This window comes from Rhodanobacteraceae bacterium (assembly GCA_024234055.1).
Lineage (GTDB): Bacteria > Pseudomonadota > Gammaproteobacteria > Xanthomonadales > SZUA-5 > JADKFD01.
In genome coordinates, this window is record JACKOW010000003.1 from 346491 (window position 1) to 369389 (window position 22899).

Genomic DNA, 22899 nt, shown 5'->3' on the forward strand with positions numbered 1-22899 from the left:
GCGCAGGCGCCCTCCACAAGAGCCAACAGCGCGTAGCCCGTTGTGCCGCGCAGCGGCTCAGCGGGGCTCTTCCGCGTCACCTCCCGAACAGCGCTGCGCGCAGTTCGGGCTACAAAGGCCGGCCCGTGGGCGGGGCCGTCCACCCCTGCAACAGCACGGACTCACAACGCCAGCGACACCAGCACCATGGCGGCATCGTCCGGATCGATGCGCACGCTGAAGCCCAGCTTGCGCATCATCTTCTGCATCTTGCGGTTTTCCGCCAGCACCATGCCCTCCATGTGCTTGAGGCCGCGCTCGCGGGCGACGTCGATCAGCGCCTGCATCAGCTGCACGCCCAGGCCCTGTCCCTGCCAGTCGTCGCCGATGGCGATGGCGAACTCGCAGCTGTGCATGTCGGGGTTGAGCATGTAGCGGGCGACACCGGCGATGCGCGTGGGTGCTGCCGGTGCTGATGACTCGACAGGCCCGCGGTCGACTTCGGCCACCAGCGCCATTTCCCGCCAGTAGTCGATCTGGGTGTAGCGCGCCAACTGCCTCGGCGCCAGTTCCTTGACGCTGGCGACAAAGCGGAAGTAGCGGGTTTCTTCCGACATCGAGCGCACGAATTCCTGCAGCGCCTCGGCATCTTCCGGGCGGATGGCCCGCAGGCGCCACGCGCTGCCGTCGTCGCATCAGGCCCTCGCGTTCCAGGGCCGTGGGATAAGGCATGATGGCCATGTGCCCATAGGGCAGGATTCCCGGCTGGTACGAGGGCTTGAGCAGAATCCGGGCATCGACCACGCTGACGCCACGCTCGTCGACAATCAGCGGATTGAGATCGATCTCGGCAATCTCGGGAAACTCGCAGACCAGTTCCGACACCCGCAGCAGCAGCTGTTCGACGGCATCGATGTTGGCAGCAGCCGCGCCACGCCACTCACCCAGCATGCGCGCAGCGCGGCTGCGCTCGATCAGTCGTCGCGCCAGAAAGCGGTTCAGCGGCGGCAGCTCCATGGCCTTGTCGGCATAGACCTCGATGGCCCGCCCGCCGGCACCGAAGAGCAGCACCGGGCCGAACAAGGCATCGGTGACCACGCCCACGTAAAGCTCGCGCGCATGCCGCGAGGACACCATCGGTTCCACCGCGATCCCGTCGATCTGCGCCTCGGGCGCCCGGGCACGCACGCCATCCATCATCGTCTGCCAGGCCAGCTGCAGTTGCCTTGCGCCGCGGATATCGAGCGCCACGCCATCCACATCGGATTTGTGGGTGATGTCCGGCGAACTGATCTTCAGCACCACCGGATAGCCGATCTGCTGGGCGATCAGCGTGGCTTCCTGCGGGCTGCGACTAAGCTGGGTGTGAGCCACGGGAATGTGGAAGGCCGCCAACAACGCCTTGGATTCCATTTCCGACAACAGCGCCCTTCCCTGCCCCGACACGTCTGCCAACAGTAGTCGCGCGCTGTCCAGATCCGGCCACTTGCCCTCGGTCAGCGCTGGCGGCGTCTGCCAGCGCAGTTGCTGATTGCGATAGAAGCTGGCCAGATTGCCGAAGGCATCCACCGCCGGCTCGGGCGTGCGGAAGGTGGGGATACCGGCATGCGAGAGCAGCGCCCGCGATTCCAGCACCCGGCGATCGCCCAGCCAGCAGGCAATCAGCGGCTTCTGCGCACCTTCGTGCAAGGCCATCAGGCTTTGCGCGTAGGCCAGCGGATCGGAATCAGCCTTGGGCGCATGCAAGGCCAGCACGCCATCCACGGCCGGGTCTTTCATCACGGCGGCCACCGCTGCGCCAAAGGTCGCTGCGTCGGCGCGCTCGCCGAGGTCGACTGGCGTGGTGATGGTCGCTTCGGGGCTGAGCGTCAGCAACTGCCGCGCCGTATCCGCGCCCAGCGTGGCCAGGGCCAACCCGGATTCCAGTGCCCAGTCGGCGGCAAGCACGCCCGGGCCACCGCCGTTGGCGACAATGGCCAGCCGCCGACCGCTGGGCCGATAACGCGAGGCCAGGCACTTGACCGCCGAGAACAGCTGCACGAAAAAGCGCACGCGCACGGCGCCGGCCCGGCGCAGCGCGGCATCGAAGACATCGTCCTCGCCCACCAGCGCCCGCGAATGGGTCTGCGCGGCGGCCGCGGTTCCCGGGAAACGCCCGGCCTTCAGCACCACCACCGGCTTGATCGTGGCTACCGCGCGCAAGGCCGAGAGGAAACTGCGCGGCTCGCGCACGCCTTCCAGATAGATGACGATGCTCTCGGTGGCCAGATCGGCGGCCAGGAAATCGAGCACCTCGGCCATGTCGATATCACGCTGGGCGCCGACCGTGGCCACCAGCGAAAAACCCACACCCTGGTCCAGCGCCCAATCCATGGTCGAGGCTGCCAGCGATCCCGATTGCGCCAGAAAAGCCACACTGCCCGGCGGTGGCATCGGACCCAGCAGACTCAGGTTCAAGCCATGCCGCGGACGCTGCAGGCCGATCGAATCCGGCCCCAGCAGGCGCACCCCGTGCTCGCGGGCCGCCTCCAGCAGCCTATCGATGGAGACAGCAGACCCGCACCTTCCGGTATGCAGTGCCAGCCGCAGCTGCCAGGCGCCCAGCCGCGGCATCAGTGCTGCGGCCTGGTCGGCATCCATCAGCAGCCAGACCACCTCCGCGGCGATCGGCGCAGCCTCAGCCGCCAGCAGGCCGGGGCTGAGTTCGTCCAGGCGGGCCCGGCCGTCGGCGATCCAGTCGGCCATCGCCGCCTTGACCTGCTGCAGCTCGGCACCGGCCAGGGCGTGCACCACCCAAACCCGCTGCGGATCAAACAATCGGCTCAGCGCATGCTTGTCCACTAGGCCGGCACTGCGCTCATTCAAAGCCACCGAGCACGCGCACATGCGCCAGCACGCTGCGGGCCAGCGAGGGCAGATCGTAGCCGCCCTCCAGCGTGGACACGATGCGGCCGCGAGCGTGGCGCTCAGCCACCTCGACGATCTGCTCGGTGACCCAGGCATAGTCGGATTCCACCCAGCGCAGCTGCGACATGTCGTCATCACGGTGGGCATCGAAGCCCGCCGAAATCACGATCAGCTGCGGCTGAAAACGCTCCAGCGCCGGCAGCCAGTCGCGACTCACGGCCCCGCGCATGGCGCTGCCATCGCTGTAGGGTGGCAGGGGCACATTGACCATGTTGAAGCCCAGCGGCTCGGTGCCGCTGGCCGGATACAGCGGGTGCTGGAAGGTGGACACCATCAGCACGCGTTCGTCATTGGCCAGGATGTCTTCGCTGCCATTGCCGTGATGAACGTCGAAATCGACCAGGGCCACCCGCGCCAGACCATGTTCCTCCAGCGCATGCAGCACGCCGATGGCGGCATTGTTGTAGAAGCAGAAACCCATGGCCTCGTTTCGGATCGCATGGTGGCCGGGCGGGCGCACCGCGCAGAAGGCGCGGTCGAACTCACCGGCCATGATGCCGTCGACAGCGCGCACCACCGCGCCGGCAGCGCGGCGCGCAGCGCGCAACGTGTAGGCATTCATGAAGGTGTCGGGGTCGACATGGGCGTAGCCCTCGCCGGGCGAGGTCGCGTTCAGTTCGGCCAGATACAGCGCATCGTGCGCATGCCGCAGCACCAGCGGACTGACCTCCGGCGCCTCGATGTGCCGCAGCCAATCCATGACGCCGGCAGCCGCCAGACGATCTTCGATGGCGCGCAATCGAGCCGGGCATTCCGGATGATGCGGCCCCATGTCATGGCGCAGACAATCGGGGTGGGAGATGTAGGCCAGGGTCAACTCAGACTCCGAAGCGTTGGTATGCGGACAAGACTAGCGGCGATTGACCTCGCCGCAAGCCCGTAGCCGTATTGAGCATGCAGATAGCGCCATTTGCGCACCTTGAGCCTGCTCAAGTGCGCCGCTGCCAAAGCCGCGCCATGCGCTGCAGCGAAGGATCCATCGCCGGATCGTCCAGCACCTGCGCCACCGGCACCCAGGCCAGCGCCAGCGATTCCTCCGACACCTGAAAATCCTCGCTGCCGGTGCAATGCAACACGAAGCGCACGTCCCAGTGCGTGTGTTCGGGCTCAGGCCCGCGAGCCGGAATGCGATGCGCGTCCAGATCGAAGATGGCGGGCTCGATCTTGAGATCGCCAAGCCCGGATTCCTCCTCGGCCTCGCGCAGGGCCACGGCCGCCAGGTCAGGATCGCCATCGGCATGACCGCCCAGCTGCAACCAGCGCCCGAGCTTGCGGTGATGAGTCAGCAGCACCCGCTGACCGTCGGCCGACAGCAACCAGCACGAGGCCGTGAAATGCCCGTCCAGGCGCGTACGCAGGAAGACATCATCGCCACTCCGGGCAAATGCCAGGAACTCGCGCGTCACCTCCAGCGCCTCCGGGCGGGCCGGCCCGAAGGCCTGCAGCAGGTCGATCACCTTTGTACTCAGAACTGTAGACAACCGCCACTCCTTCACGCTTGCTGCACACTCCAGTGCTGCCGTATGTTAGCGCCGCCACAGTCCCCGGGATCATCGTCCGACGGTCAATCGGAGGCGATACCGTGGCCCCTGCCCACGCGGCATCGACGGCACCCAGCCATGAGCGGGGCTGACGAGCGCCCGTCCAATCCCACCTGCTGGAGCACGACATGATCTTCTGGCGCGTCAAGCCGCTTGATCAGATTCTGGAAACCGCTGCCAAGAAAAGCCTGAAGCGCCAGCTGGGTGCCTTCCAGCTGACCATGCTCGGCATCGGCGCGATCATTGGTACGGGGATTTTCGTGCTGACCTCGGTGGCCGCCGACAAGGCGGGTCCCGGCATGATGTTCTCCTTCGTCATTGCCGCAGTGGTGTGCGCGCTGACGGCTTTGGTCTACGCCGAAATCGCCGCCATGGTGCCGGTTTCCGGATCCGCCTACACCTACTCCTACGCGGTGCTTGGCGAATTCATCGCCTGGCTAGTCGGCTGGGCGCTGATCCTCGAGTACGCCGTGGCCGCCGGTGCAGTGGCGGTAGGCTGGTCGGGCTATATCAATGGCGTACTGAGGGAAGTGGGATTCGGCCTGCCACTGGCGCTGACGGCGGGACCGGCGGATACGGTCACGCTGGCTGATGGCACCACGGCCAAGGGCGCCTTCAACCTGCTGGCCTTCCTGATTGCCCTGGTGGTCACCTGGCTGCTGGTGATCGGCACCTCCAAGAGCGCCAAGGTCAACGCGGTACTGGTGGCCATCAAGATCACCGCGCTGACGGTGTTCGTGGTGCTCGCCCTGCCCGCGGTCAACACCGCCAATTTTGTCCCGCTGACGCCGAACGGCTGGGGCACGCCCTTGTCGTCAGTGGGTGTGCTTGGCGCTGCAGCATCGATCTTCTTTGCCTACGTCGGCTTCGATGCGGTATCGACCGCCGCCGAAGAAACCAAGAACCCCAATCGCAATGTCCCCATCGGTCTGATTGCCTCGCTTGCGGTCTGCACCGTGTTCTATCTGCTGGTGGCCTACGCCGCCGCGGGTGCGGTCGGCGCACAGCCCGGCGGCGCGCTGTCACAGTCCAAGGAACCGCTCGCCTTCGTCCTGCGAGAAATTGGCTACGGCAAGGTGGGCAACTGGGTGGCGATGGCCGCCGTGGTCGCCCTGCCCTCGGTCATCCTGATGATGATCTACGGCCAGACCCGCATCCTGTTCGTGATGTCCCGCGACGGCCTGATGCCGCAAATGTTCTCCAAGGTGCACGAGAAGTTCCACACGCCGCACGTGGTGACGATCATCACCGGCGTTGCCGTGTCACTGTTTGCGGCGATGTTCCCCGTCGCCATCCTGGCTGACATCTCCAATTCCGGCACGCTGTTCGCTTTCTTCGTGGTGGCGCTGGGCGTCATGGTGCTGCGCAAGACCCAGCCCGACCGCTTCCGCCCCTTCCGCACGCCCCTGATCTGGGTGGTAGGCCCGCTGGCCATGATCGGCTGCGTCACGCTGTTCGTCAGCCTGGGCTGGGAGACCATCAGCCTGTTCTTCGGCTGGGCAGTCATCGGCCTGGTGGTCTACTTCGGCTACAGCATGAAGCGCAGCGAGCTGGCGACGGGCAACAAGCCGAGTTGATCCTGCTGCCCGGACCCTCAAGGACCGCGTGACGCAGGTCACGTTGGTCGCGAAGCGGCCGTGTGACTGACGCAGCTGTCACGTAGACCCTGCGGGTCAACGTGACCTACTTCTCACCGAACATACGCTAACCCATTGATTTATAGTCATGGAAAAGAAGGAGCATGCGTCGGGGGGCAGGAGTCCAACCTCGACGCATGATCTGACCGTGCCGCGACGTGGGTCCCCTGCCCCCTGCCCCTTGCCCCTTTTTTCCGGGCGAACAAGCCCACCGCCAGGGGCGACCGGAACTCCCACGCAGCGCGCCTTGTTGTATGCTCCGCGGCGAGCGGGTCCGTAGCTCAGCTGGATAGAGCACCTGGCTTCGAACCAGGTGGTCGGGGGTTCGAGTCCCTCCGGGCCCGCCATTCCTGAATCAGCCTGGATGGCGAGCAGCCAGCTCGCGTTGCCCTGTCCACGGCAAAGCCGGAGCAGGCGCGTTGCCAAGACTTGCTGGCGACGGTTTCCGCTGTTTCGTGCGAGCCCCAGCGCCGGCCGCGTCCCGCGATCACCCCAGGCGGGCGACTTGCCGCGCGCCCCCAGACGCCTACGATGCCTTGCAGCTCATGACCCCAGGCGCTTCCTTGGACTACGCCGCCCCTCTGCCTTCCCGTTCGACGTCGCCCGCGCGTGAGCGCGAGGCCGCCATGCTGGCACGCTGCGTCGCCATCGCCCGCGGTGAGGTGGAAGCACTGCAGCCGACCGACGCGCCGATCCTTGCCCTGGCCGCCTCCCTGCTGCAACACCGGCTTCCCGACGCCGCGCAGGCCCTTACCACGGCCGCTGAAAAGGTCCGCAGCACGCACTTCGCGCCGCCATTGCCACTCACTGAGCTATTGCGCAGCGGTCTGATCGTGGACCTGCCGCGCTTCAAGTCACGCCTGTTGCAACGCCTGACGGCATCGTGACCGTCCGCGTTCCTGCAACGCCCGTGGGCGTCGCCGTCCGCGAACTGTTTTCCCGACTCGTGGAGAGACTGGGGCTACGGCAAACACTCAAGGTCTACCTCGCAGGCGGAATGGCGGTTTATTTCTACGTCGGCAAGCGCGTGTCGCGCGATCTTCATGCCGAGTTCGGCACTCGCGTCCTGCTGCCCTCGGATCTCGCGGTCGAGATCGAAGGCGAAGAACCGGTCTACTTCGACACCAACTTCAACCCGATGTTTGCACTGGTGCACGAAAACTACCAACGCGACGCCGTTCCGGTGGAACTCGGAGTAGACCACATCGATCTGCGATTGCTCTCGCCTGTGGACCTGGCCGTCAGCAAGATCGCCCGATTCGCCGACGTGGATCGCGAAGACATCACCAGCCTGGTGCAGGCCGGCCTGACGGACGCAGCCGCCATCGCCCAGCGCGCCCGCGAAGCAGCCACGGCCTACATCGGCAACCCCGCCGACATCCGCCACAAGATCGAGCTGGCGGTAGCGTTGGCGGTGAGGGCCCGGCCGGGCCCGCCATCTCGGTAATTTCCGCAGTCCCTTGGTCTGGATAGCGACAAGCCAGGCAGCGCGGGCCCGTGCGCCCGCGCCAGCAAGCCTTCAGTGCCTGGAGCCGTGGCCCGGTTGCGGCCTGATCCAACGCACGTTCTTGAGGATCATGTAGGTGTATCCGTTGTCGTCACCGGTTCGATAGGCGCCGCTGGCGTCCAGAGCCTTCGCTGCGATGGCGGTCATTTCCCAGCCGTCTTCCTCGGTCGCCGACCAATGGGCAGCAGCGAGCCTGAGATAACCCGGCTCCTCACCCAGCTCTCGCAACGATCTGGACAGGGCCTTGACCGATTCCTCCAGCGAGCTGTTGGCCCAGGCCCACATCCAGGTTCCGGACACCGTCGACACCGACCCGACGAAGTGGATATCAGCGTCTACCTGCGGGACACCCTGGTGGGAAAACACGATCTTTCCGGACGTCTGATCCCAGTCCCAACGTTCGTGTTGGTCGATCCGGAACTCGTCCATGAGTTCGGACTGCCTGGCCTGCAGATACTCGAAACCGGAGGCCGCTAGCTCCTCATAGCCCTCGTCATCCTGGATCCAGTTGTCTTCCCGCAGATTCTCGTAGCAATGACTGCAGATCATCTTGATCTCAGCGAATGCCATCGCACGATCATTCCACTCGCCCTCGGCCTGCAGGCACTGCTCGCAGGCGTCACACCAGGCGTCTGGACACAGCGCATCCGGATCATCCGGATCAAAGCCCTGATTGAATCCGAGCCCGCTGCCGACCGTGAGATGCTGGCAGACGAAAGCCCCCTGCGAACTGCCATGCGCAGCGCACTCGATACGAGAATCATCAGCATGCCCGCTCATTCCGACCCTCCGCTGGAACTGAGCGTCATCCCCTCGCCGTCCGGCCCACAAACCTTCGTCATTCTCACCTCACTGGTCCAACAGCCCGCATTTCCGCTGAAGTCGATGAAATCATATGCCAGCCAGTTCGAACTCGCGCACCCAGGAACTCCCGGCCAGAACCGCACTCGACAGGAACATTTCGCCAGCGGACGCCGCCGCCTGATCAATCGACCAAGCCGCATCCTGCATGCGTGCATTCGCCGCCAGCTCCATAGGTTGGCGGTGAGCGCAGCGAACCCCAACGCGAAGGCGCCACCGAACCCGAATGTTGCGGTTCGCTGCGCTCAGCACAAGCTATCGGGCTGTCCAATGTCGCGTGACTATCCAATGTTGTCGATGGTCCAATGTCGTCATCCAATGTCGCTGGGTTTCTAGCTTCGATCTGTGGCGAGGCCTTCAGTCGGGCCGTAGAGAGCGTTAGATGCCCGATCGGCTCGACCGACGGCCGAACGTTGATTTCGATGTCGTAGCCCAGACGGTTCAAGCAGTCCATCAGCTTGTGCGCGGACAGGTTGGTGAAGTCGCCGCGCATCATGGCAGACACCTTCGGTTGCGGAATCATTCTGCCGCTCCCACTGGCGATGAAACTGCGGCGCCCACGACACGAGTACTTGCTCAAGGGTATTCCGCCAGACTCCACGCCCCGGGCAGCTTGCCCAACGGAGCGAGCTGCGATGATGCATTCATGCCTTTGGCAATGGCCTTGTGTGGCCGTCCTTGCGCTGATCGGCGGCGTTGCTGACGCGAGCGGCAGCAACGACACCAGAATGCTCGACGAGCAGGGTCACCGCGCGACGCGGCCGTCGTCGGCAACCACGGCCGATACACCGCCGCGGGCCGCGCTCGCTACCGGCTCATGGCGGGGGCTGGGTCCAAACGGTGGCGATGTGGCCGATGTTGCGGCATCGCCGGTTGCGCCTGGTGTAGTTCTGGCTGGGCTCTCGCCCGCCAGTGGTCCTGGAGCCCTCTATCGCTCGACCGACGACGGCGCCAACTGGACAAGGCTGGCGTATCCCGCCGGTGTGGGTGTCAACGATATTGAGTTCGCTGTCGATGGCACCGCGTACATCGGAACCAACGGTGGGCTCTTGCGCAGCTTCGACCATGGTCAGCACTGGAGCCTGATTGATCTTGGAATTGGCGTGAACCAAGTGGTGCTGGATGTCACGCTGGTTCCAACCGTTCCCCAGACCATCTGGTTGGCACTGGCGAATCCGAACGGAAATCAGCCCATAGTACTTTTGCGCTCCACCAACGCGGGCGGTAGCTGGTCGAATCGCACTCCAGCGCTGACGGCGCCCCTTTACGCGAGCGGGATCGCCGTCGACCCTGCAAACCCCAATACAGTCATGGCTACGTTCAAGGGTGAGTTTTTTGGCGGCGCGGTTTGGGTTTCGACCGATGGCGGCGAGCAATGGGCGGATCGCAGTGCCGGCTTGCCCAACAGCCCGATCAACACTGTCGTCCACGACGGCAGCCGATTCCTGGTTGGCGGAGGTCGGCTGTTCGGCTCGCAGTTCGTGGGCCTCTACGCTACGACCAACCTCGGTCTGCAATGGACACCTGTGCATGACGGAAGCTGGCCGGAGCTTGCAGCGGAGTCAATAGCCATCGACCCGAGCAATCCGGCCGTGATACTCGTGGCCACATCCAGCCATGGGGTCAATCGTTCCATCAACGGTGGCCAGAGCTGGCAGACGGAGATCGGATCCACCGCCGGATTGTTCACGCGAGCGGTACGCTTCGCACCGGGCAGCTCAACGCACGTGTTGCTGGGCGCCAGTTCCACCGGCGTGCTGCGTTCGCTGAACGCCGGCGCAAGCTTCGTCATTTCGTCGGCCGGCATGAGCGAGCTGAATATGACTGCCATCCAGAGCAACCCTCTGAATCCGGAGGAGATCGCGGCTTCCTTCTCTGGTGAGAACAATGGTGGTGTGTACACCTCGATCGACGGCGGAGCCAACTGGATCCTGGAGCCGCTGCCGCCCACGCGATACGAAGCGGTCGGCTTTGCGCCAGACGGCAGGCTGTATGCCGCGTCGACCGGTCCGACTTCGGTAGCCACCGAGGGCCTTTATCGACGCGAGGGCAATGGCATCTGGACGCCGCTGGGACCCGATCAGGGCCCGTTCTTCGAAACCAACATCCTCGCGATTGCTTTCGATCCGGACAATCCGCAGGCGATCCTGATCGGCGGCGCCGATTCGGGCAATGTCCAAGGCTACGAGGCGACGATATGGCGCTCCGAGGATGCCGGCGCCAGTTGGAGCAAGCGCTTTGAGGCGCAGTCCGGCGACACCGTCCGCGGCCTGCAGATGCGCAGCGGCGGCACTGCCGTTGCCGTTGTCGACGGTTATACGGATCCACAGCAGGGTGGCGCGTTGCGCTCCACCAACAGCGGTCTCGATTGGCTGCCAGCGTTGCAGGGACTGCCCGGCTTCGCACGTCTTGGGCGCGTGTGCCTGAGGGCGGACAACCAGTTCATGCTCGCCGTATGGACCAGCTTCCTCGCCAGCGCGCGGGTCTATCGCAGCGCGGATGGGGCCAGCTGGGACGCCACGGGCTGGACCGGGCCGGTCACCACCGGCATAGCCTGCGATCCGATTGACACCAATCGGCTATATCTATCGCTGCAGGATGCGCCCTGGGTGCTGCGGTCAGACGACAAGGGCGAATCGTTCGCGCCCTTCGGTGCTGGGCTGGTCGGCATCAACCGCACCCGGGACTTGAGTATCGCTGGCACACGCCTGCTGCTGGCCACGACGAACGGCGCCTTCGACACCGATCTGGACCGGCTGCATGTCGACGGCTTTGAGAATCCCTGAAGATCCTTGCAACCAGGCTTCCGGTGGCGCCAACCCCTGCGCTCGAGAAAACTGCCTTGTGGCGGCTTGTCGTCCGTCAGCGACATAGGTCACGTTGGCCGCGCAGCGGTGTACGTGGCGCCGACGTCAGCGGGCATCGGGCGAAACCTCAGGCGGGCTAGTGCGCCTCCGGTGTCGCCCCGGGCGATTTGCTGAATCGTGTACCCAGGCTCTTGCGCATGGCATCCAGACCTTCGCTTCGACCCACAAGCTTTTGCAATCCATAGCCTTGCACCACTACCGACATCGCATGCGCTGCCCAAGGCGAAATCGGTGACATTGCCACGCTCAAACCAGCGAGCCGCCTGTCGTAGGATGCCGGCAAGCAAAGCGAAACGCATCGATCGAGATTGAGGGCAATCGACCCGATAGGTGCGCTTCGTGCCCCAACGCATGCTGCGCGCGCCAAGCTGACGAGCATTCAAGGAGTCTCAGATGACCGACACCGCGGATGCGCTCGCGGAGCAATGGAATGCGTTGGGACGGCAGCATGCCGCAGAGGTGCAGGCCCGTCTGGCGCGTTTTCATCGGGGCGAGGTCGAGGACCCAGAGCTCCCCGCGGATCCGCGTGATGCGGCCATGGCCAATCAAGTGCTGCATGCCGTGACCGTGATGAATCAGCAAGGGCGCTGGCGCGAGGCGCGTGGGCGCTTCGATCCAGCGCACGCACCATTCATTCCCCATCTCGGCAAGGAGGGCCTGCCCTTCGTGATCGCGTTGGGCCCGGACGAGGCGCTGTTTCGCCGCGGCAGCTGCTATCAGGCCGGCCATTTGTGGCACGTCTGCGGCGAGAAGCTCACGCCCTTGCCCACACTGATCGCTGCAGCCATCTCACCGGACCGCAGTCGTTTGGCGGTTGCGGACACTGGCGGGGTCCGCATTTTCTTGGGTTGGGGTGGAGCTGAGGTGGCACGTTTGCCGTGGCCATCGTCTGAACAGATGGTTCCCGCGTGGGTGCCATCAGCGTTGCGCTCGCGCTACGACGTGGAGCCGCCAGAGAAAAATCTCAAAACCTTGTGCGTGTCGAACTCCGGCTTGCGGGTGGCAGTGGCCAACGGCAACGGAGTCCTGGTCGGCACGGTGCGGGAAGGCGGGCCGTCCTGGCGGCTGGCGATGCCCTTCGACGATGAGCCGGACGATTTCATCATGGAGAGTCTCGACGAGGACAGCGCCGGATTCTCCGCCGACATGGTGCATGTGGCCCTGTCAGGCGATGGTCGCTTCCTCGCCTGCGGCACGCAGTGCGACGGCCACCATCTGCTGGCGCTGGATGATGACGGCCGGGCGTCGAGATGGGCGCAGGTTGGGCATCTTTCCGAGTATCCGCACCATGCCTGCTTCTCCCACGACGCCAGGTGGGTGGCGCTGAACTCCTGCCACTTCTACCACGGCGCAACCATCGCAGCCGACGTTTCAGCCCTGCAGGGCGCGACCACCGAAGCCTACCAACCCGACCCGCGCGCTCGCGAGATCAACAGCTATCTGCGCGTTTACGCCGCCACCTGGCTGCCGAGGGGCGCCCTGCCGACGGGCCAGCCGGCCTTCGCATTGGCCGGCGCATCGGTCCTGACCTTGGTGACGCCGGAGGGTGCCGTGCAGGGTGAATTGATGTTCGGATCGAGCGCCAGCGGGATCGACTACTGCCCAGCGAGCCGCACGTTGGTGTTGGGCAGCTACTCCGGCTTCCTGCATTTTCTGGACCTGTCGATGACCGACCCAAACGCGCCAGGATGGCAGCCCCCCAGAGAAACCAAGCGCTGGTGTTTTCTGCCAGATCGAGCACCCCTGCAGTGGTAGGCGGTGGCGCGGGCGTCAGCAAGCAACCCGCGTAAGTCATCTATGGACTCCTCCTCGGGCGCAACCGGTCTTTGCTGGCGGATAGAGAGCAACGCGAAGGCACTGCGGCATCGTGGTTGGGGGCCGTCGTCCCCGAGCCGGAATGGGTCGTTCGCACCAAAGCTGCCTATCGGATTCTCGGCACATGAATTCCGCTTTACGTGTGGGTATCCGTAGCCTGGGCAGGATGTCGGTGAGCGCAGCGAACCGCATCGGTCGGGATAGAGGGCGATGGACACGACAGATGCGTTTCGTGCCTCAACGCATCCTACGCGGGCTGATTGAATCCGAGCCCGCTGCCGACCGTGAGATGCTGGCAGACGAAAGCCCCCGGCGAACTGCCATGCGCAGCGCACTCGATACGAGAATCATCGGCATGCCCGCTCATTCCGGCCCTCCGCTGGAACTGAGCGTCATCCCCTCGCCGTCCGGCCCACACACCTTGGCCATTCTCACCTCACTCGTCCAACAGCCCGCATTTCCGCTGAAGTCGATGAAATCATATGCCAGCCAGTTGGAACTCGCGCACCCGGGACTTCCCAGCCAGAACCGCACTCGACAAGAACATTTTGCCAGCGGACGCCGCCGCCTGATCGATCGACCAAGCCGCATCCTGCATGCGTGCATTCGCCGCCAGTTCCATAGGTTGGCGGTGAGCGCAGCGAACTCCAACGCGAAGGCGCCACGAAACGCGAATGTTGTGGTTCACTGCGCTCACCACAGCCAATGAGGGCTGATGGTCCAACAGCGAATTGCACACAGGGGATACGATGAAGATCAGAAAGCTGAAGATCCTTAACTTCAGGGGTATCAATCAGCTTGAATGGGACCTCCCAGACGAGAGGACCTTTTGCCTCATTGGCAAGGGCGATTCCATGAAGACGACGGTTCTTGAAGCTATTCGCTGCGTGTTCAGTCCACAATGGAATCATGCGTTCAATGATTCCGACCTCCACCAATGCAGAAGCGACAATTCGATCCAGATCGAGGTTGTTATCGGAGATTTGCTTCCCGAGTTCTGCGCGGAACAGAAGTACGGCGGGCACCTGCGCGGTTGGAGCAAGAGCCACAGCAAGCTGAACGACGAGCCGGAGGACGACGACGAACCGGTTCTCAGCATCCGGCTCTCCGTATCCAGGGACCTTGAACCCAAATGGAAGGTGGTTACCGACCGCAATCCCGACGGGGTCGACTTTAAGGCGACCGATCGCGCCAAGGTTGGTGTCGGCTTGATTGGCACGTATAGCGAGAAGCAGCTCACCTGGGCCACGGGTACGGCGCTAGCGAGGATCACCGAATCGGACAGCCTGAACGAATCACTCGTCGAGGCGACGCGTGCGGCAAGAAGCTCGCTAGACAGCCAGAGGGCACTGGTCTTAAAGAAGTTCGATGCCGCAGCGACCAAATCGGAGCAGGTCGCCAAGGGTCTTGGAGTTCCTGTAGGACATGGATACAAAGCGCACCTCGATCTCAATGCGATCAGCATCCGGATCGGCGGCCTGAGTCTGCACGATGGAGACATTCCCCTGAGGCAACTGGGACTTGGGTCAAGGCGCATGCTGCTGTGTGGCATCCAACAGGAAAGCCTCGCAGAACAGCACATCACCTTGTTCGACGAAGTCGAATACGGGCTGGAGCCGCACCGAATAGCACGCCTGATAAAGCACATTCGTGATGACCAGAATGGGCAGTACTTCCTGACAACACACTCTCCGGCCGTGCTGCGCGAGTTGACGGTGGAACACCTATACGTGATGCACAAGCAAGAAGACTTTATCCGCGTGGTTCCCGCCGCAGGCAAGGAACTGGAAGGGCTGAATATCCAGGGCCATATCCGGTCCAGCGCGGAAGCATTCCTGTCCCGAAAGGTGGTCGTCTGTGAAGGCGCAACTGAGGTTGGATTCCTGCGTGGCATCGACAATCTGTGGTCCGCGAAAGGACGGCTGCCGTTTTCATACTTAGGCGTGGTCGCGCTAGACGCGCATGGCGCGAGCAAGGTCAAAGGACTTGCAACAGGATTCAAGGCCCTGCACTACGATGTCATGGTGCTCGCCGATGGTGACGCGCAGAACCAGTTCTCCGATCAAGATGCAGTGGACTTGAATGGGAAAGGTGTCGCCGTGGTCATGTGGGCGGACAGGCTTTCGATCGAGCAAAAGGCAATGGTCGACCTGCCTTGGGCACAGGTACTGGCGAGCGCCAAGCTTGCGCAGGAATTTGGATTCCCGGTCCAAGACCAGGTCCGGTCGAAGCACCACGTCCAGCTCGATAAGGACATCGGCAAGTGGCAGGAATCCGATGATCTGCGCAAGGCCATTGGCGATGCCGCGAAATCGTCAAATTGGTTCAAGAACATCACGCACGGCGACCGATGGGCGCAAGCCATCTTCACCGCGTTCGAGGACGCCACATTCCAGCAGAAGGAATTAGCGACCAAGCTGAGCCAGTTGCGCGCATGGGTAGACAATGGATGATGACCTGTCCAAGGTCTTAGCGGATTCCAACGGCAAGGGCTATGTCATCGCCCCTGCCGGCTACGGCAAGACCTATCTGATCGCGAAAGCAGTGCAATTGGCCACCCGTCGCCAACTGGTTCTAACGCATACCTATGCTGGGGTGAATGCGATCAGGAAGAAGATGCAGCTGCTGCGGATTTCGCCGGCGCAATACCAGATTGATACCATTGCGAGTTGGGCGCTGCGAACGTGCCTTTACTTCCCGAAGACATCGAAGTGGATGAAGGACCATCCAGCCGGGAAGGACTGGGGGAAACTCTATGCGGCTTGCTCCCTCCTTTTGGATAAGCCATTCGTGCGGCACATGATCGAGTGCTCGTACGGTGGAGTCTACGTCGATGAATATCAGGATTGCTCCCAACAACAACATGAACTCGTCGAGGCCCTGGCGAGCTTTCTTCCTTGCCGTCTGTTGGGCGACCCTATGCAGGCGATCTTCGACTTCGGTGAGACGCCGGTCGATTGGGAGACGGCCATTTATCCCTACTACAAATGGATGGGTGAACTGAGGACGCCCTGGCGATGGAAGCTGACGGGAGCGGACGAACTCGGGCAATGGCTGAGCCAGGCGCGGGCACTTCTGGCGGAGGACAAGAAGATTCCGCTTGGCGGGCTGCTTCCAAATGGCGTTCGGAAACTCTCGGTTGATCTAAGCGACTTCAAAGATCGAAAGCGATTGAACGTGTTCTACGAATACCTTGACAGCCGGGATTCCGTGATTGCCATCCATGCCGGCGACCAGAGGTCGAAGAACAAGACACATAAGCTGGCGCAAAGCCTGGCGGGCAAGTTCTCCAGTCTGGAAGAGGTAGAGGGAAAGGACCTACATCGATTCATCAAGAAAATCGATACGGCCAAGTCACCGAGTGAGAGACTTCGATACGTGGTCGATTTTTGCAAGGCCTGCTGCAACGCGGTAGGCGGTGTCCTCACGACGGCAACCAAGAGGGGCCAGTGGGGGAAGCCGACAAAGGCCACCAGGTGTCCTGACATTCTTGACGCGGCTAATCGCTACTTGGCAACAGGCGCTAGCGGCGATCTGACCGCATTGCTCAGCCTTATCCGAGACCGCCCTGAAGTCACGACCTATCGCCGTGATCTGCTAAATAGAATGATGGGCGTACTGCGCACATGGGAGGAGCGCTCTGGTATTACTCTCACCGAAGCAGCCAACCTGTACCAACGCGAGTTCCGATACACGGGCAGGCCTATTCGTCACAACAAGCTCATCGGCACGACCTTGTTGGTCAAGGGACTAGAGTACGACCACGCTATCATCCTTGAAGCGGAATCTATGTCCCCTAGGCATCTGTACGTAGCGCTGACGCGTGGCGCAAAATCGATCACTCTGATCACGCTAGACAATGCCATTCCACGGTGAAGGTGTCTCAAGGCGTGCGTCTCGCTTTGCAAAGGCTCATTTCACTTTTCCTTGGAAACTCCGGCACCACCTGCACAACCCCGACGCCCACGAGCAATGCCCATCGTCTTCGATCCACCGAGTTCTTTACGCATGTTTGAAACGTCTGCGGGATTCAGGACACCCAAGTGAACGACCGCGCCGACAAGGGTTCGCGGAAGCAATCTGGGTGTCCAGAACTCCCGTCCTAACTGACTGCAAGTCAACCTTCGAACTGGCATGCTTTCGAGATGGACGATCTTGCGCCTGAAACCGTTGCATGTCTGGACTCTGCGCATTGGGGCCAGTTGCTGGCAGCCTTAGGCTCAACGCAGACACGGCCCCAGGCGCTGGTCCGCCTGTCGGCGTTCGCCGCACAGGGCGGAATGCTGGCTCTTACGTTTCACCACATCCTTGAATTGGCCCAGCACGAAAACACCGAGAAGGTGAAAGTCCGATTCGAAGCGCTCTGCGAGCTGGGGCCGCTGCGTGTGGTGTCCGCTATCACTGTCGACGGCCCCGGCTCCATCGTGGACTTGGTAGCCCTGGAATTGATGGCAGCTTTGAAGTCGCCCGACGCCAACGCGACATCCGTTGCCGACTTAGTCTGGCCAAATGCGCTGGCGACCGCGACCGGGGCGCAGGTTAGCGATTGGGTACTTCCTCAACTCGACGTCCTTCGGACCCACCTCACCGCGGACGCCGCCCGCAGGCGAGCTGTTTCCGCGCTCTCCCAATCCGTCGTACTCGACCGTTCAAAAGAACGACTGATGCCCAACGTCCGCCTGGTTTCGCCGCACCAAGCCAAAGCGAACTTGGCTTCACTGGAGAAGCGCTTGACCGCGGAAGTTGTAAGTCGTCGCGACCCGCGCGCATCAGAGAGTGAAGCTGCCTCTTCTGCAGCTGAATTCGTTCGCGAACTCACGATTGATGCAGACGCCATTGCAGCGCACGGTAACCATTGGGAAGGATTGCTTGCGCGGGCGGGCGTGAGCGCGCAGGACGTAGCCGGGATGCGATACGTCAGCGAGGCAGTTGACTTGGCGCAGTTTAGGAAGCAGGTCGAAATAGCGGCCTATCATCTTGGGGTGTCCGCGGAAGAACTTTGCCGCGTACGCCCCGAGCAATTTCCCACATGGCTCATACACCGCGCTTACAACGCGCACCGACAGTTGGCAACCACAACTCGGGCGAGTGATTTGGGGGATCTTCACCTACTCAGTCATGCGCCCTACATGGATGCCCTGTTCGTGGACAAACGAACGCACGAGAACGTTCGGCGTATCCGGCAGAAGGACGCGAATGCGGGCGTTTTCCTTCAATCGGTTGTGCGAGCGGGTTCGTGGGAAGAAGCGTTGGTGCTTCCTCTGAGCTCGACACGCCCTGGCAAGACCTGAAGCAACAAGCAAGCCTGCGTAGGGCGGGTTCTTCGGTAGGATGAACCCGCACATGCTTCATCGTGCGGATTCCACCGCTTGCCGCGGTTGTTTGCGCAAATTGGAGGTTTGTGGCGTCTCCGACGGTGGAATCCGCCTACGCTGACATATCCTATGGAGGGCGCGAAGTCGTGGGCGGGTTCCACGTGACTGGCGAATACCCGCTTGCGCTTGAGGAGGGAGAGTGGTGCTCACTTTAGTCGCGGCGCCGGCGGCGTACGCTCTGCCCAGAGCACAGTGGCTGTGGGTCGTGGCGTTGTGGATGGGGATGGTGGCAAGCGCTGCCGCGAGCTCTGACAGCGTGATGTGCTCCGAGCCAGTCATGAGCGAGGAGCGAGCCCTGGAACTGGCACAGGTGGCGATGCGCCAGGAATTGCCGGACTTCGAGCGCTACCTGCAAAAAAAGCGAACGAGCGTACATGTGGACTGCCGCGAGGGTCGAAACCTCTGGCTGATCAGCGCGCATGGCCCGACCTATGCCTTGGGCGATTCGGTGCTCTATCTCCTGAATGATCTTGATGGCGAGATCATCACCCGCCCCGACCCGCAGTGTCCCGCAGCACGTCTACGCTTGACTGCCGATCAGGCAATCGAGGTGGTCAAGCGATACGCGGCGGCGGTCTCTTGGGACCTGGGGCAATATGGTGAACCGTACGCATCACCCGAATGCGTCGGCACCGATGCACCGCGCTGGTTTGTCAATGCAAGATCGAGATCGAGTTCGCCAGATTCCGAACTGTTCGTGTACGTCGATGACCGCACGGGCAAAGTTAGGATCGTAAGCCAGGGGTAGTCCGCGTTGCTTCGGATAGGCACAGCGCAGCCCAAGGTCTTCGGGGCCGTGCTGCTTCAATGTTGGGCTTCGCTTCGCTCAGCGCCAACCCATGGCCGGCGCTTGTGTGCGAGATTGCGTTGTTGTGGCCATCGACATGCTGGTTTGCCCGGGCGGGTTCTGCGGTTGTGCGCTGTGCTGCGGCCATCATCCGCGCCAACGCGGGCGCGGATGGCCTGGCAGCCTGTGGCCTCAATCCTTCCACTCGATATGCACTTCCCAGGTGCAGAACTGGAAGGGGTGTACGCCGAGTTCGATGGATTTGCGATCGGCGGAGACGTAGTAGGAACGTCCGGGATCGGGGCAATCGTTGCCGCCCTCGGGGTTGGTGTATTGCAACTGGTACCACTTCACCTTCTTGCCGAAGCGGGCGATCACCGAATTGTCTGATGCGGTGAGGTTGATCTGCTTGTAGCCGTCGATCACCTTGGCCGCATTGGGTTTGGTGATCTGGATCACGGCCCAGCGATCGGCTGCCGTGGCTTCGCGGCCGAAGAGCAACATCAAGGCGGTCACGGCCGCCACCATCTGCACCTGTTTCATCACAGCCTCCTGGTTGGCACGGTCTTGATCGAGATGAACTCGCCTGGCCTGGCTGGCGCCGCGGTGAATGGGCGTCGGCCGCGGGAATGCAGTTCGGCCGGTGTACTCGGTGCGGCAGTGCCGACACGGGCGGGTTCGATATGCAAGGAGATCGACGGGCTGCAAATGTCGCAGCGCGGATGGGTTGGGCCAGGCGCGGCGCATCCCAACATCTTCGGGGCCGGGCGACCTCATTGTTGGGCTTCGCTTTGCTCAGCGCCAACCTGCCCGCGCAGGAGTGAGAAATTCGGGCTGGCAGCCTGTCGGACTTGAAAGATCGAAGCGAAAAATTCGACTGTGCGAGGCCAGATCTTGACGATTTCGCAGGGCAATAGCTGCTCTATTGGCCAAGAAAGCGGTGAAATATGGAGCGCACAGGCGGATTTGCAGCCGATCCCTTTCGAGTCCGACAGGCTGCCAGGGGCTGCCGGCTCAGCTGGTATCGGCCAGCAGACTCTCGTACGGGATGTGCAAACCTGCGTGCAATCGTTTGACCATGGCCAAGCTGAGGCGACGCTTGCGATTGAGCACTTCGGAAACTCGGCCGCTGGTGCCGATATAGGGTTCCAGATCGCGTGCCGTCAGACCCTGTTGCTCCATGCGGAACTTGATCGCCTCAATGGGATCGGAGGGCGGCATCGGCTCATGCTCGGCCTCGTAGCGTTCGACCAGTACCGCCAGGATCTCAAGCTCGTCGCCTTCGGCACTTCCAGCCGGAGCGCCCCACAAGGCATCGATACGGGCCATTGCCTGTTGGTAGGCTGCATCGCTTCGAATGGGTTTGATGTCCATCAGATGGTCTCCGCGTCGATGTCGTCGTATTGCGCATGGGTGCCGACGAAACGCACCTTGGCCAACTGCCGCTGGTAGTCGACGGCCAGCACCACGCGGTACTTGTTTCCGCCGATGTTGAACACCACACGTCCACCCTTGAGAATGCTGGCAGAGCGCAATTCGGCCTTCAGTTCCTGCGGCGTTCGGTAATTGGCCTTTTCCATATGCCGATACCACTCGACCAGCGGTGCTTGGGCATCGGCATAGACAGGACTGCTTTCCCAGAAGAGGCGCAATGTGCCCCGCGCAATGACATGCACATCGATCCTCCCATTTTGGGAGAAGCATAACCTCAAAGTGATCAGCCCGCCATGGTCCCGAACAAGCTTGTTGTTGCAGCGGCCAACATCCTTGGCGTGAGCCAGGCTCGCGTATCGGATTTGGTGCGACACAAGACTGACAAATTCAGCCTCGACACCTTGGTGGCATTCGCGGCCAAACTCGGGCATCCGGCACGCTTGGTGCTGAGCTGAGCCTGGCACTGACGAGGGCATTGATTGTCGTATCAAACGAAAGTGCGTTGCTTGGGCCAGGCGCAGCGCAAGGTTGTCGAGTTCGAGCAAGCTCCTGGCGGGTGCCGGTTGCCAAGCGTCGCGGCTGAAGCCGCTCCCACAGGGGCGGGTTGATGGCACTGGGCGGTGGCGGGCCGGAACAGCTTGTGGGTATTGGCTATGCTTCGCACATTGCTCTGCCACCTGACGGATCTGCATGAACTTCGCCGGCTTGACGCTTCTTGAACTCTCGCAGCGTCTGGCCGGGGGCGGGCTCAGCAGTCGGGAGCTGGTGGAGCAGGCGCTGGCTGCCATCGATGACCCGGCGGGCGAAGGCGGGCGTACTTTCATTCGGGTTCATCGCGACTCGGCCCTGGCGACTGCAGACCGGGTGGACGCGATGCGGCGTGCGGGCGCTGCTTTGCCGCCGCTGGCCGGGATTCCGATTTCGATCAAGGATCTGTTCGACGAGGCCGGCGTGACCACGCTTGGCGGTTCGCGGGTGCGCATAGGCGCGCCGGCGGCGGAGCGTGATTCGACGGTGGTGGAGCGCCTGCGTCGGTCTGGGGCCGTGATCATCGGGCGTACCAATCTGACCGAGTTTGCCTACTCGGGCGTGGGCATCAATCCGCACTACGGAACGCCCAGGAATGTGTTCGATCGGGCGCTGGCGCGAATCCCCGGCGGCTCTTCCTCGGGCGCGGCGATCTCGGTGAGCGATGGCATGGCTGCGGCGGCGATCGGCACCGACACCGGCGGATCGGTGCGCATTCCGGCGGCGCTGAACGGGCTGGTCGGTTTCAAACCGACGGCGCGACGGGTGCCGCGTGAGGGCGTGCTGCCGCTGTCGATCTCGGCCGATTCGGTCGGGCCGATTGCGCATACCGTGGCCGACTGCGCGCTGCTCGATCAGGTGCTGGCGGCCGAGGATACCGGCATTCCCACGCCTGCCGACGTGCGTGGCCTGCGCCTGGCGGTTCCACAGACGGTGGTGATGGACGAGCTGTCCGAGTCGGTGGCAAACGCCTTCGCCGCCGCATTGGCGCGATTGTCGGCAGCCGGCGCCAGCGTGATCGAAGTACCGATGACCGAGCTTGCACAGGTCGCCACGGTGAATCCGCGGGGTGGAATCAGCGCTGCCGAGTCCTACTGGTGGCACCGGAACTGGATTCGCGATGGGGCGGAGCAGTACGACCCGCGCGTCCTGGCGCGCATCCGTCCGGGCGAGTCGATCACGGCGGCGGACTACATCGAGATGCTGCAGCAGCGGCAACGTTTCATTCGCCTCATCGGCGCGGCGACCAGCGGATACGATGCGATGCTGATGCCCACTACCGCGGACACGGCGCCCACCATCGCCGAAACCAGCGCAGACGATGCGAATTACTTCCGCCTCAACTCACGCATGCTGCGCAATCCTTCGATCGTCAACCTGTTCGACGGTTGCGCGCTCTCCCTGCCCTGCCACGCACCCGGAACCGCGCCGGTGGGATTGATGATCGCCGGTACGCAGGGCACTGATCGCAGGATTCTGGCGATAGGCCTGGCCGTTGAGGAAGTGCTGACGCAAGACCGCCGCTGAGATTGGGTCGTCGCCGATGCGTGGCTTGGGCCAGGCGCAGCGCAACCCAACATCGTCGGGGCCAAGCAAGCTTG

Annotated in this window: 19 protein-coding genes, 1 tRNA gene and 1 pseudogene; 13 read left to right on the forward strand and 8 right to left on the reverse strand. The window is 62.9% G+C overall.

The genetic code is table 11. From position 1 onward, the window contains the following. Positions 1 to 161 precede the first annotated feature (161 nt). From H7A19_08860 to H7A19_08870, 3 genes and pseudogenes are all read right to left on the reverse strand, one after another. A pseudogene (locus H7A19_08860) lies at positions 162 to 2820 on the reverse strand (bifunctional acetate--CoA ligase family protein/GNAT family N-acetyltransferase). Between the two features lie 16 nt (positions 2821 to 2836). After that, positions 2837 to 3763 carry a histone deacetylase family protein gene (locus H7A19_08865; protein ID MCP5474937.1) on the reverse strand — a complete coding sequence of 309 codons (927 nt, stop codon included), beginning with the start codon at positions 3761 to 3763 and terminating at the stop codon, positions 2837 to 2839. 112 nt (positions 3764 to 3875) lie between these two features. Further along, positions 3876 to 4442: an NUDIX hydrolase gene (locus H7A19_08870; GenBank protein MCP5474938.1), complete on the reverse strand. Its 567-nt coding sequence runs from the start codon at positions 4440 to 4442 to the stop codon at positions 3876 to 3878. 173 nt (positions 4443 to 4615) lie between these two features. Between H7A19_08870 and H7A19_08875 the strand changes: the two genes are divergently transcribed. From H7A19_08875 to H7A19_08890, 4 genes are all read left to right on the forward strand, one after another. Beyond that, complete coding sequence (locus H7A19_08875; protein MCP5474939.1) at positions 4616 to 6064, forward strand: amino acid permease; 1449 nt, start codon at positions 4616 to 4618, stop codon at positions 6062 to 6064. Positions 6065 to 6394: 330 nt separating this feature from the next. Further along, positions 6395 to 6471, forward strand: a tRNA-Arg gene (locus H7A19_08880). A gap of 216 nt (positions 6472 to 6687) precedes the next feature. Further along, positions 6688 to 7011 carry a hypothetical protein gene (locus H7A19_08885; protein ID MCP5474940.1) on the forward strand — a complete coding sequence of 108 codons (324 nt, stop codon included), beginning with the start codon at positions 6688 to 6690 and terminating at the stop codon, positions 7009 to 7011. Next, complete coding sequence (locus H7A19_08890) at positions 7005 to 7571, forward strand: hypothetical protein (protein ID MCP5474941.1); 567 nt, start codon at positions 7005 to 7007, stop codon at positions 7569 to 7571. Before H7A19_08885 ends, H7A19_08890 begins: the two co-directional genes overlap by 7 nt. Positions 7572 to 7643: 72 nt before the next feature. On the opposite strand, the gene H7A19_08895 is transcribed toward H7A19_08890, so the two are convergent. Both H7A19_08895 and H7A19_08900 read right to left on the reverse strand, forming a co-directional pair. Then, positions 7644 to 8411, reverse strand: a complete 768-nt coding sequence (locus tag H7A19_08895) for a hypothetical protein (GenBank protein ID MCP5474942.1) — start codon at positions 8409 to 8411, stop codon at positions 7644 to 7646. A gap of 205 nt (positions 8412 to 8616) precedes the next feature. Next, complete coding sequence (locus H7A19_08900; GenBank protein MCP5474943.1) at positions 8617 to 9015, reverse strand: XRE family transcriptional regulator; 399 nt, start codon at positions 9013 to 9015, stop codon at positions 8617 to 8619. Positions 9016 to 9127: 112 nt separating this feature from the next. Here H7A19_08900 and H7A19_08905 point away from each other — a divergent pair, with 112 nt between their 5' ends. The 7 genes from H7A19_08905 (at position 9128) to H7A19_08935 (ending at position 19297) form a co-directional block, all read left to right on the forward strand. Then, positions 9128 to 11278: a hypothetical protein gene (locus H7A19_08905; protein ID MCP5474944.1), complete on the forward strand. Its 2151-nt coding sequence runs from the start codon at positions 9128 to 9130 to the stop codon at positions 11276 to 11278. A 474-nt stretch (positions 11279 to 11752) separates the two neighbouring features. After that, the gene (locus H7A19_08910) at positions 11753 to 13114 is read left to right on the forward strand and encodes a hypothetical protein (GenBank protein ID MCP5474945.1); all 1362 of its coding nucleotides are present in this window, start codon (positions 11753 to 11755) and stop codon (positions 13112 to 13114) included. A 283-nt stretch (positions 13115 to 13397) separates the two neighbouring features. Beyond that, a complete protein-coding gene (locus H7A19_08915) occupies positions 13398 to 13883 on the forward strand; it encodes a hypothetical protein (GenBank protein ID MCP5474946.1) in 486 nt (161 codons plus the stop codon). 40 nt (positions 13884 to 13923) lie between these two features. Further along, positions 13924 to 15627 carry an AAA family ATPase gene (locus tag H7A19_08920; protein MCP5474947.1) on the forward strand — a complete coding sequence of 568 codons (1704 nt, stop codon included), beginning with the start codon at positions 13924 to 13926 and terminating at the stop codon, positions 15625 to 15627. Beyond that, a complete protein-coding gene (locus tag H7A19_08925) occupies positions 15620 to 17050 on the forward strand; it encodes a UvrD-helicase domain-containing protein (protein ID MCP5474948.1) in 1431 nt (476 codons plus the stop codon). The genes H7A19_08920 and H7A19_08925 overlap by 8 nt, the downstream gene beginning before the upstream one ends. Positions 17051 to 17319: 269 nt before the next feature. Further along, positions 17320 to 18465 (forward strand): hypothetical protein, encoded by a 1146-nt coding sequence (locus H7A19_08930; GenBank protein ID MCP5474949.1) that lies wholly within the window; start codon positions 17320 to 17322, stop codon positions 18463 to 18465. Positions 18466 to 18826: 361 nt separating this feature from the next. After that, entirely contained in the window at positions 18827 to 19297 is a 471-nt protein-coding gene (locus H7A19_08935; GenBank protein ID MCP5474950.1) for a hypothetical protein, read from the forward strand. Positions 19298 to 19528: 231 nt separating this feature from the next. Here the strand turns inward: H7A19_08935 and H7A19_08940 are convergent, their stop codons facing one another. The 3 genes from H7A19_08940 to H7A19_08950 form a co-directional block, all read right to left on the reverse strand. Beyond that, positions 19529 to 19879 (reverse strand): hypothetical protein, encoded by a 351-nt coding sequence (locus H7A19_08940; protein ID MCP5474951.1) that lies wholly within the window; start codon positions 19877 to 19879, stop codon positions 19529 to 19531. Positions 19880 to 20350: 471 nt separating this feature from the next. Continuing rightward, positions 20351 to 20710, reverse strand: a complete 360-nt coding sequence (locus H7A19_08945) for a transcriptional regulator (GenBank protein ID MCP5474952.1) — start codon at positions 20708 to 20710, stop codon at positions 20351 to 20353. After that, positions 20710 to 21012: a type II toxin-antitoxin system HigB family toxin gene (locus H7A19_08950; GenBank protein ID MCP5474953.1), complete on the reverse strand. Its 303-nt coding sequence runs from the start codon at positions 21010 to 21012 to the stop codon at positions 20710 to 20712. The genes H7A19_08945 and H7A19_08950 overlap by 1 nt, the downstream gene beginning before the upstream one ends. A 51-nt stretch (positions 21013 to 21063) precedes the next feature. Here H7A19_08950 and H7A19_08955 point away from each other — a divergent pair, with 51 nt between their 5' ends. After that, positions 21064 to 21225 (forward strand): XRE family transcriptional regulator, encoded by a 162-nt coding sequence (locus H7A19_08955; GenBank protein MCP5474954.1) that lies wholly within the window; start codon positions 21064 to 21066, stop codon positions 21223 to 21225. Positions 21226 to 21460: 235 nt separating this feature from the next. Further along, complete coding sequence (locus H7A19_08960; GenBank protein ID MCP5474955.1) at positions 21461 to 22825, forward strand: amidase; 1365 nt, start codon at positions 21461 to 21463, stop codon at positions 22823 to 22825. Positions 22826 to 22899: the final 74 nt, after the last annotated feature.

What these genes read in the sequence shown, in the direction of transcription:
- H7A19_08875 (MCP5474939.1), top strand. Translation starts at nt 4,616, where the DNA reads ATGATCTTCTGGCGCGTCAAGCCGCTTGATCAGATTCTGGAAACCGCT.
- H7A19_08895 (MCP5474942.1), bottom strand. Translation starts at nt 8,411, where the DNA reads ATGAGCGGGCATGCTGATGATTCTCGTATCGAGTGCGCTGCGCATGGC.
- H7A19_08900 (MCP5474943.1), bottom strand. Translation starts at nt 9,015, where the DNA reads ATGATTCCGCAACCGAAGGTGTCTGCCATGATGCGCGGCGACTTCACC.
- H7A19_08905 (MCP5474944.1), top strand. Translation starts at nt 9,128, where the DNA reads ATGATGCATTCATGCCTTTGGCAATGGCCTTGTGTGGCCGTCCTTGCG.
- H7A19_08910 (MCP5474945.1), top strand. Translation starts at nt 11,753, where the DNA reads ATGACCGACACCGCGGATGCGCTCGCGGAGCAATGGAATGCGTTGGGA.
- H7A19_08915 (MCP5474946.1), top strand. Translation starts at nt 13,398, where the DNA reads ATGCGTTTCGTGCCTCAACGCATCCTACGCGGGCTGATTGAATCCGAG.
- H7A19_08920 (MCP5474947.1), top strand. Translation starts at nt 13,924, where the DNA reads ATGAAGATCAGAAAGCTGAAGATCCTTAACTTCAGGGGTATCAATCAG.
- H7A19_08925 (MCP5474948.1), top strand. Translation starts at nt 15,620, where the DNA reads ATGGATGATGACCTGTCCAAGGTCTTAGCGGATTCCAACGGCAAGGGC.
- H7A19_08930 (MCP5474949.1), top strand. Translation starts at nt 17,320, where the DNA reads ATGGACGATCTTGCGCCTGAAACCGTTGCATGTCTGGACTCTGCGCAT.
- H7A19_08935 (MCP5474950.1), top strand. Translation starts at nt 18,827, where the DNA reads ATGAGCGAGGAGCGAGCCCTGGAACTGGCACAGGTGGCGATGCGCCAG.
- H7A19_08940 (MCP5474951.1), bottom strand. Translation starts at nt 19,879, where the DNA reads ATGAAACAGGTGCAGATGGTGGCGGCCGTGACCGCCTTGATGTTGCTC.
- H7A19_08945 (MCP5474952.1), bottom strand. Translation starts at nt 20,710, where the DNA reads ATGGACATCAAACCCATTCGAAGCGATGCAGCCTACCAACAGGCAATG.
- H7A19_08955 (MCP5474954.1), top strand. Translation starts at nt 21,064, where the DNA reads ATGGTCCCGAACAAGCTTGTTGTTGCAGCGGCCAACATCCTTGGCGTG.
- H7A19_08960 (MCP5474955.1), top strand. Translation starts at nt 21,461, where the DNA reads ATGAACTTCGCCGGCTTGACGCTTCTTGAACTCTCGCAGCGTCTGGCC.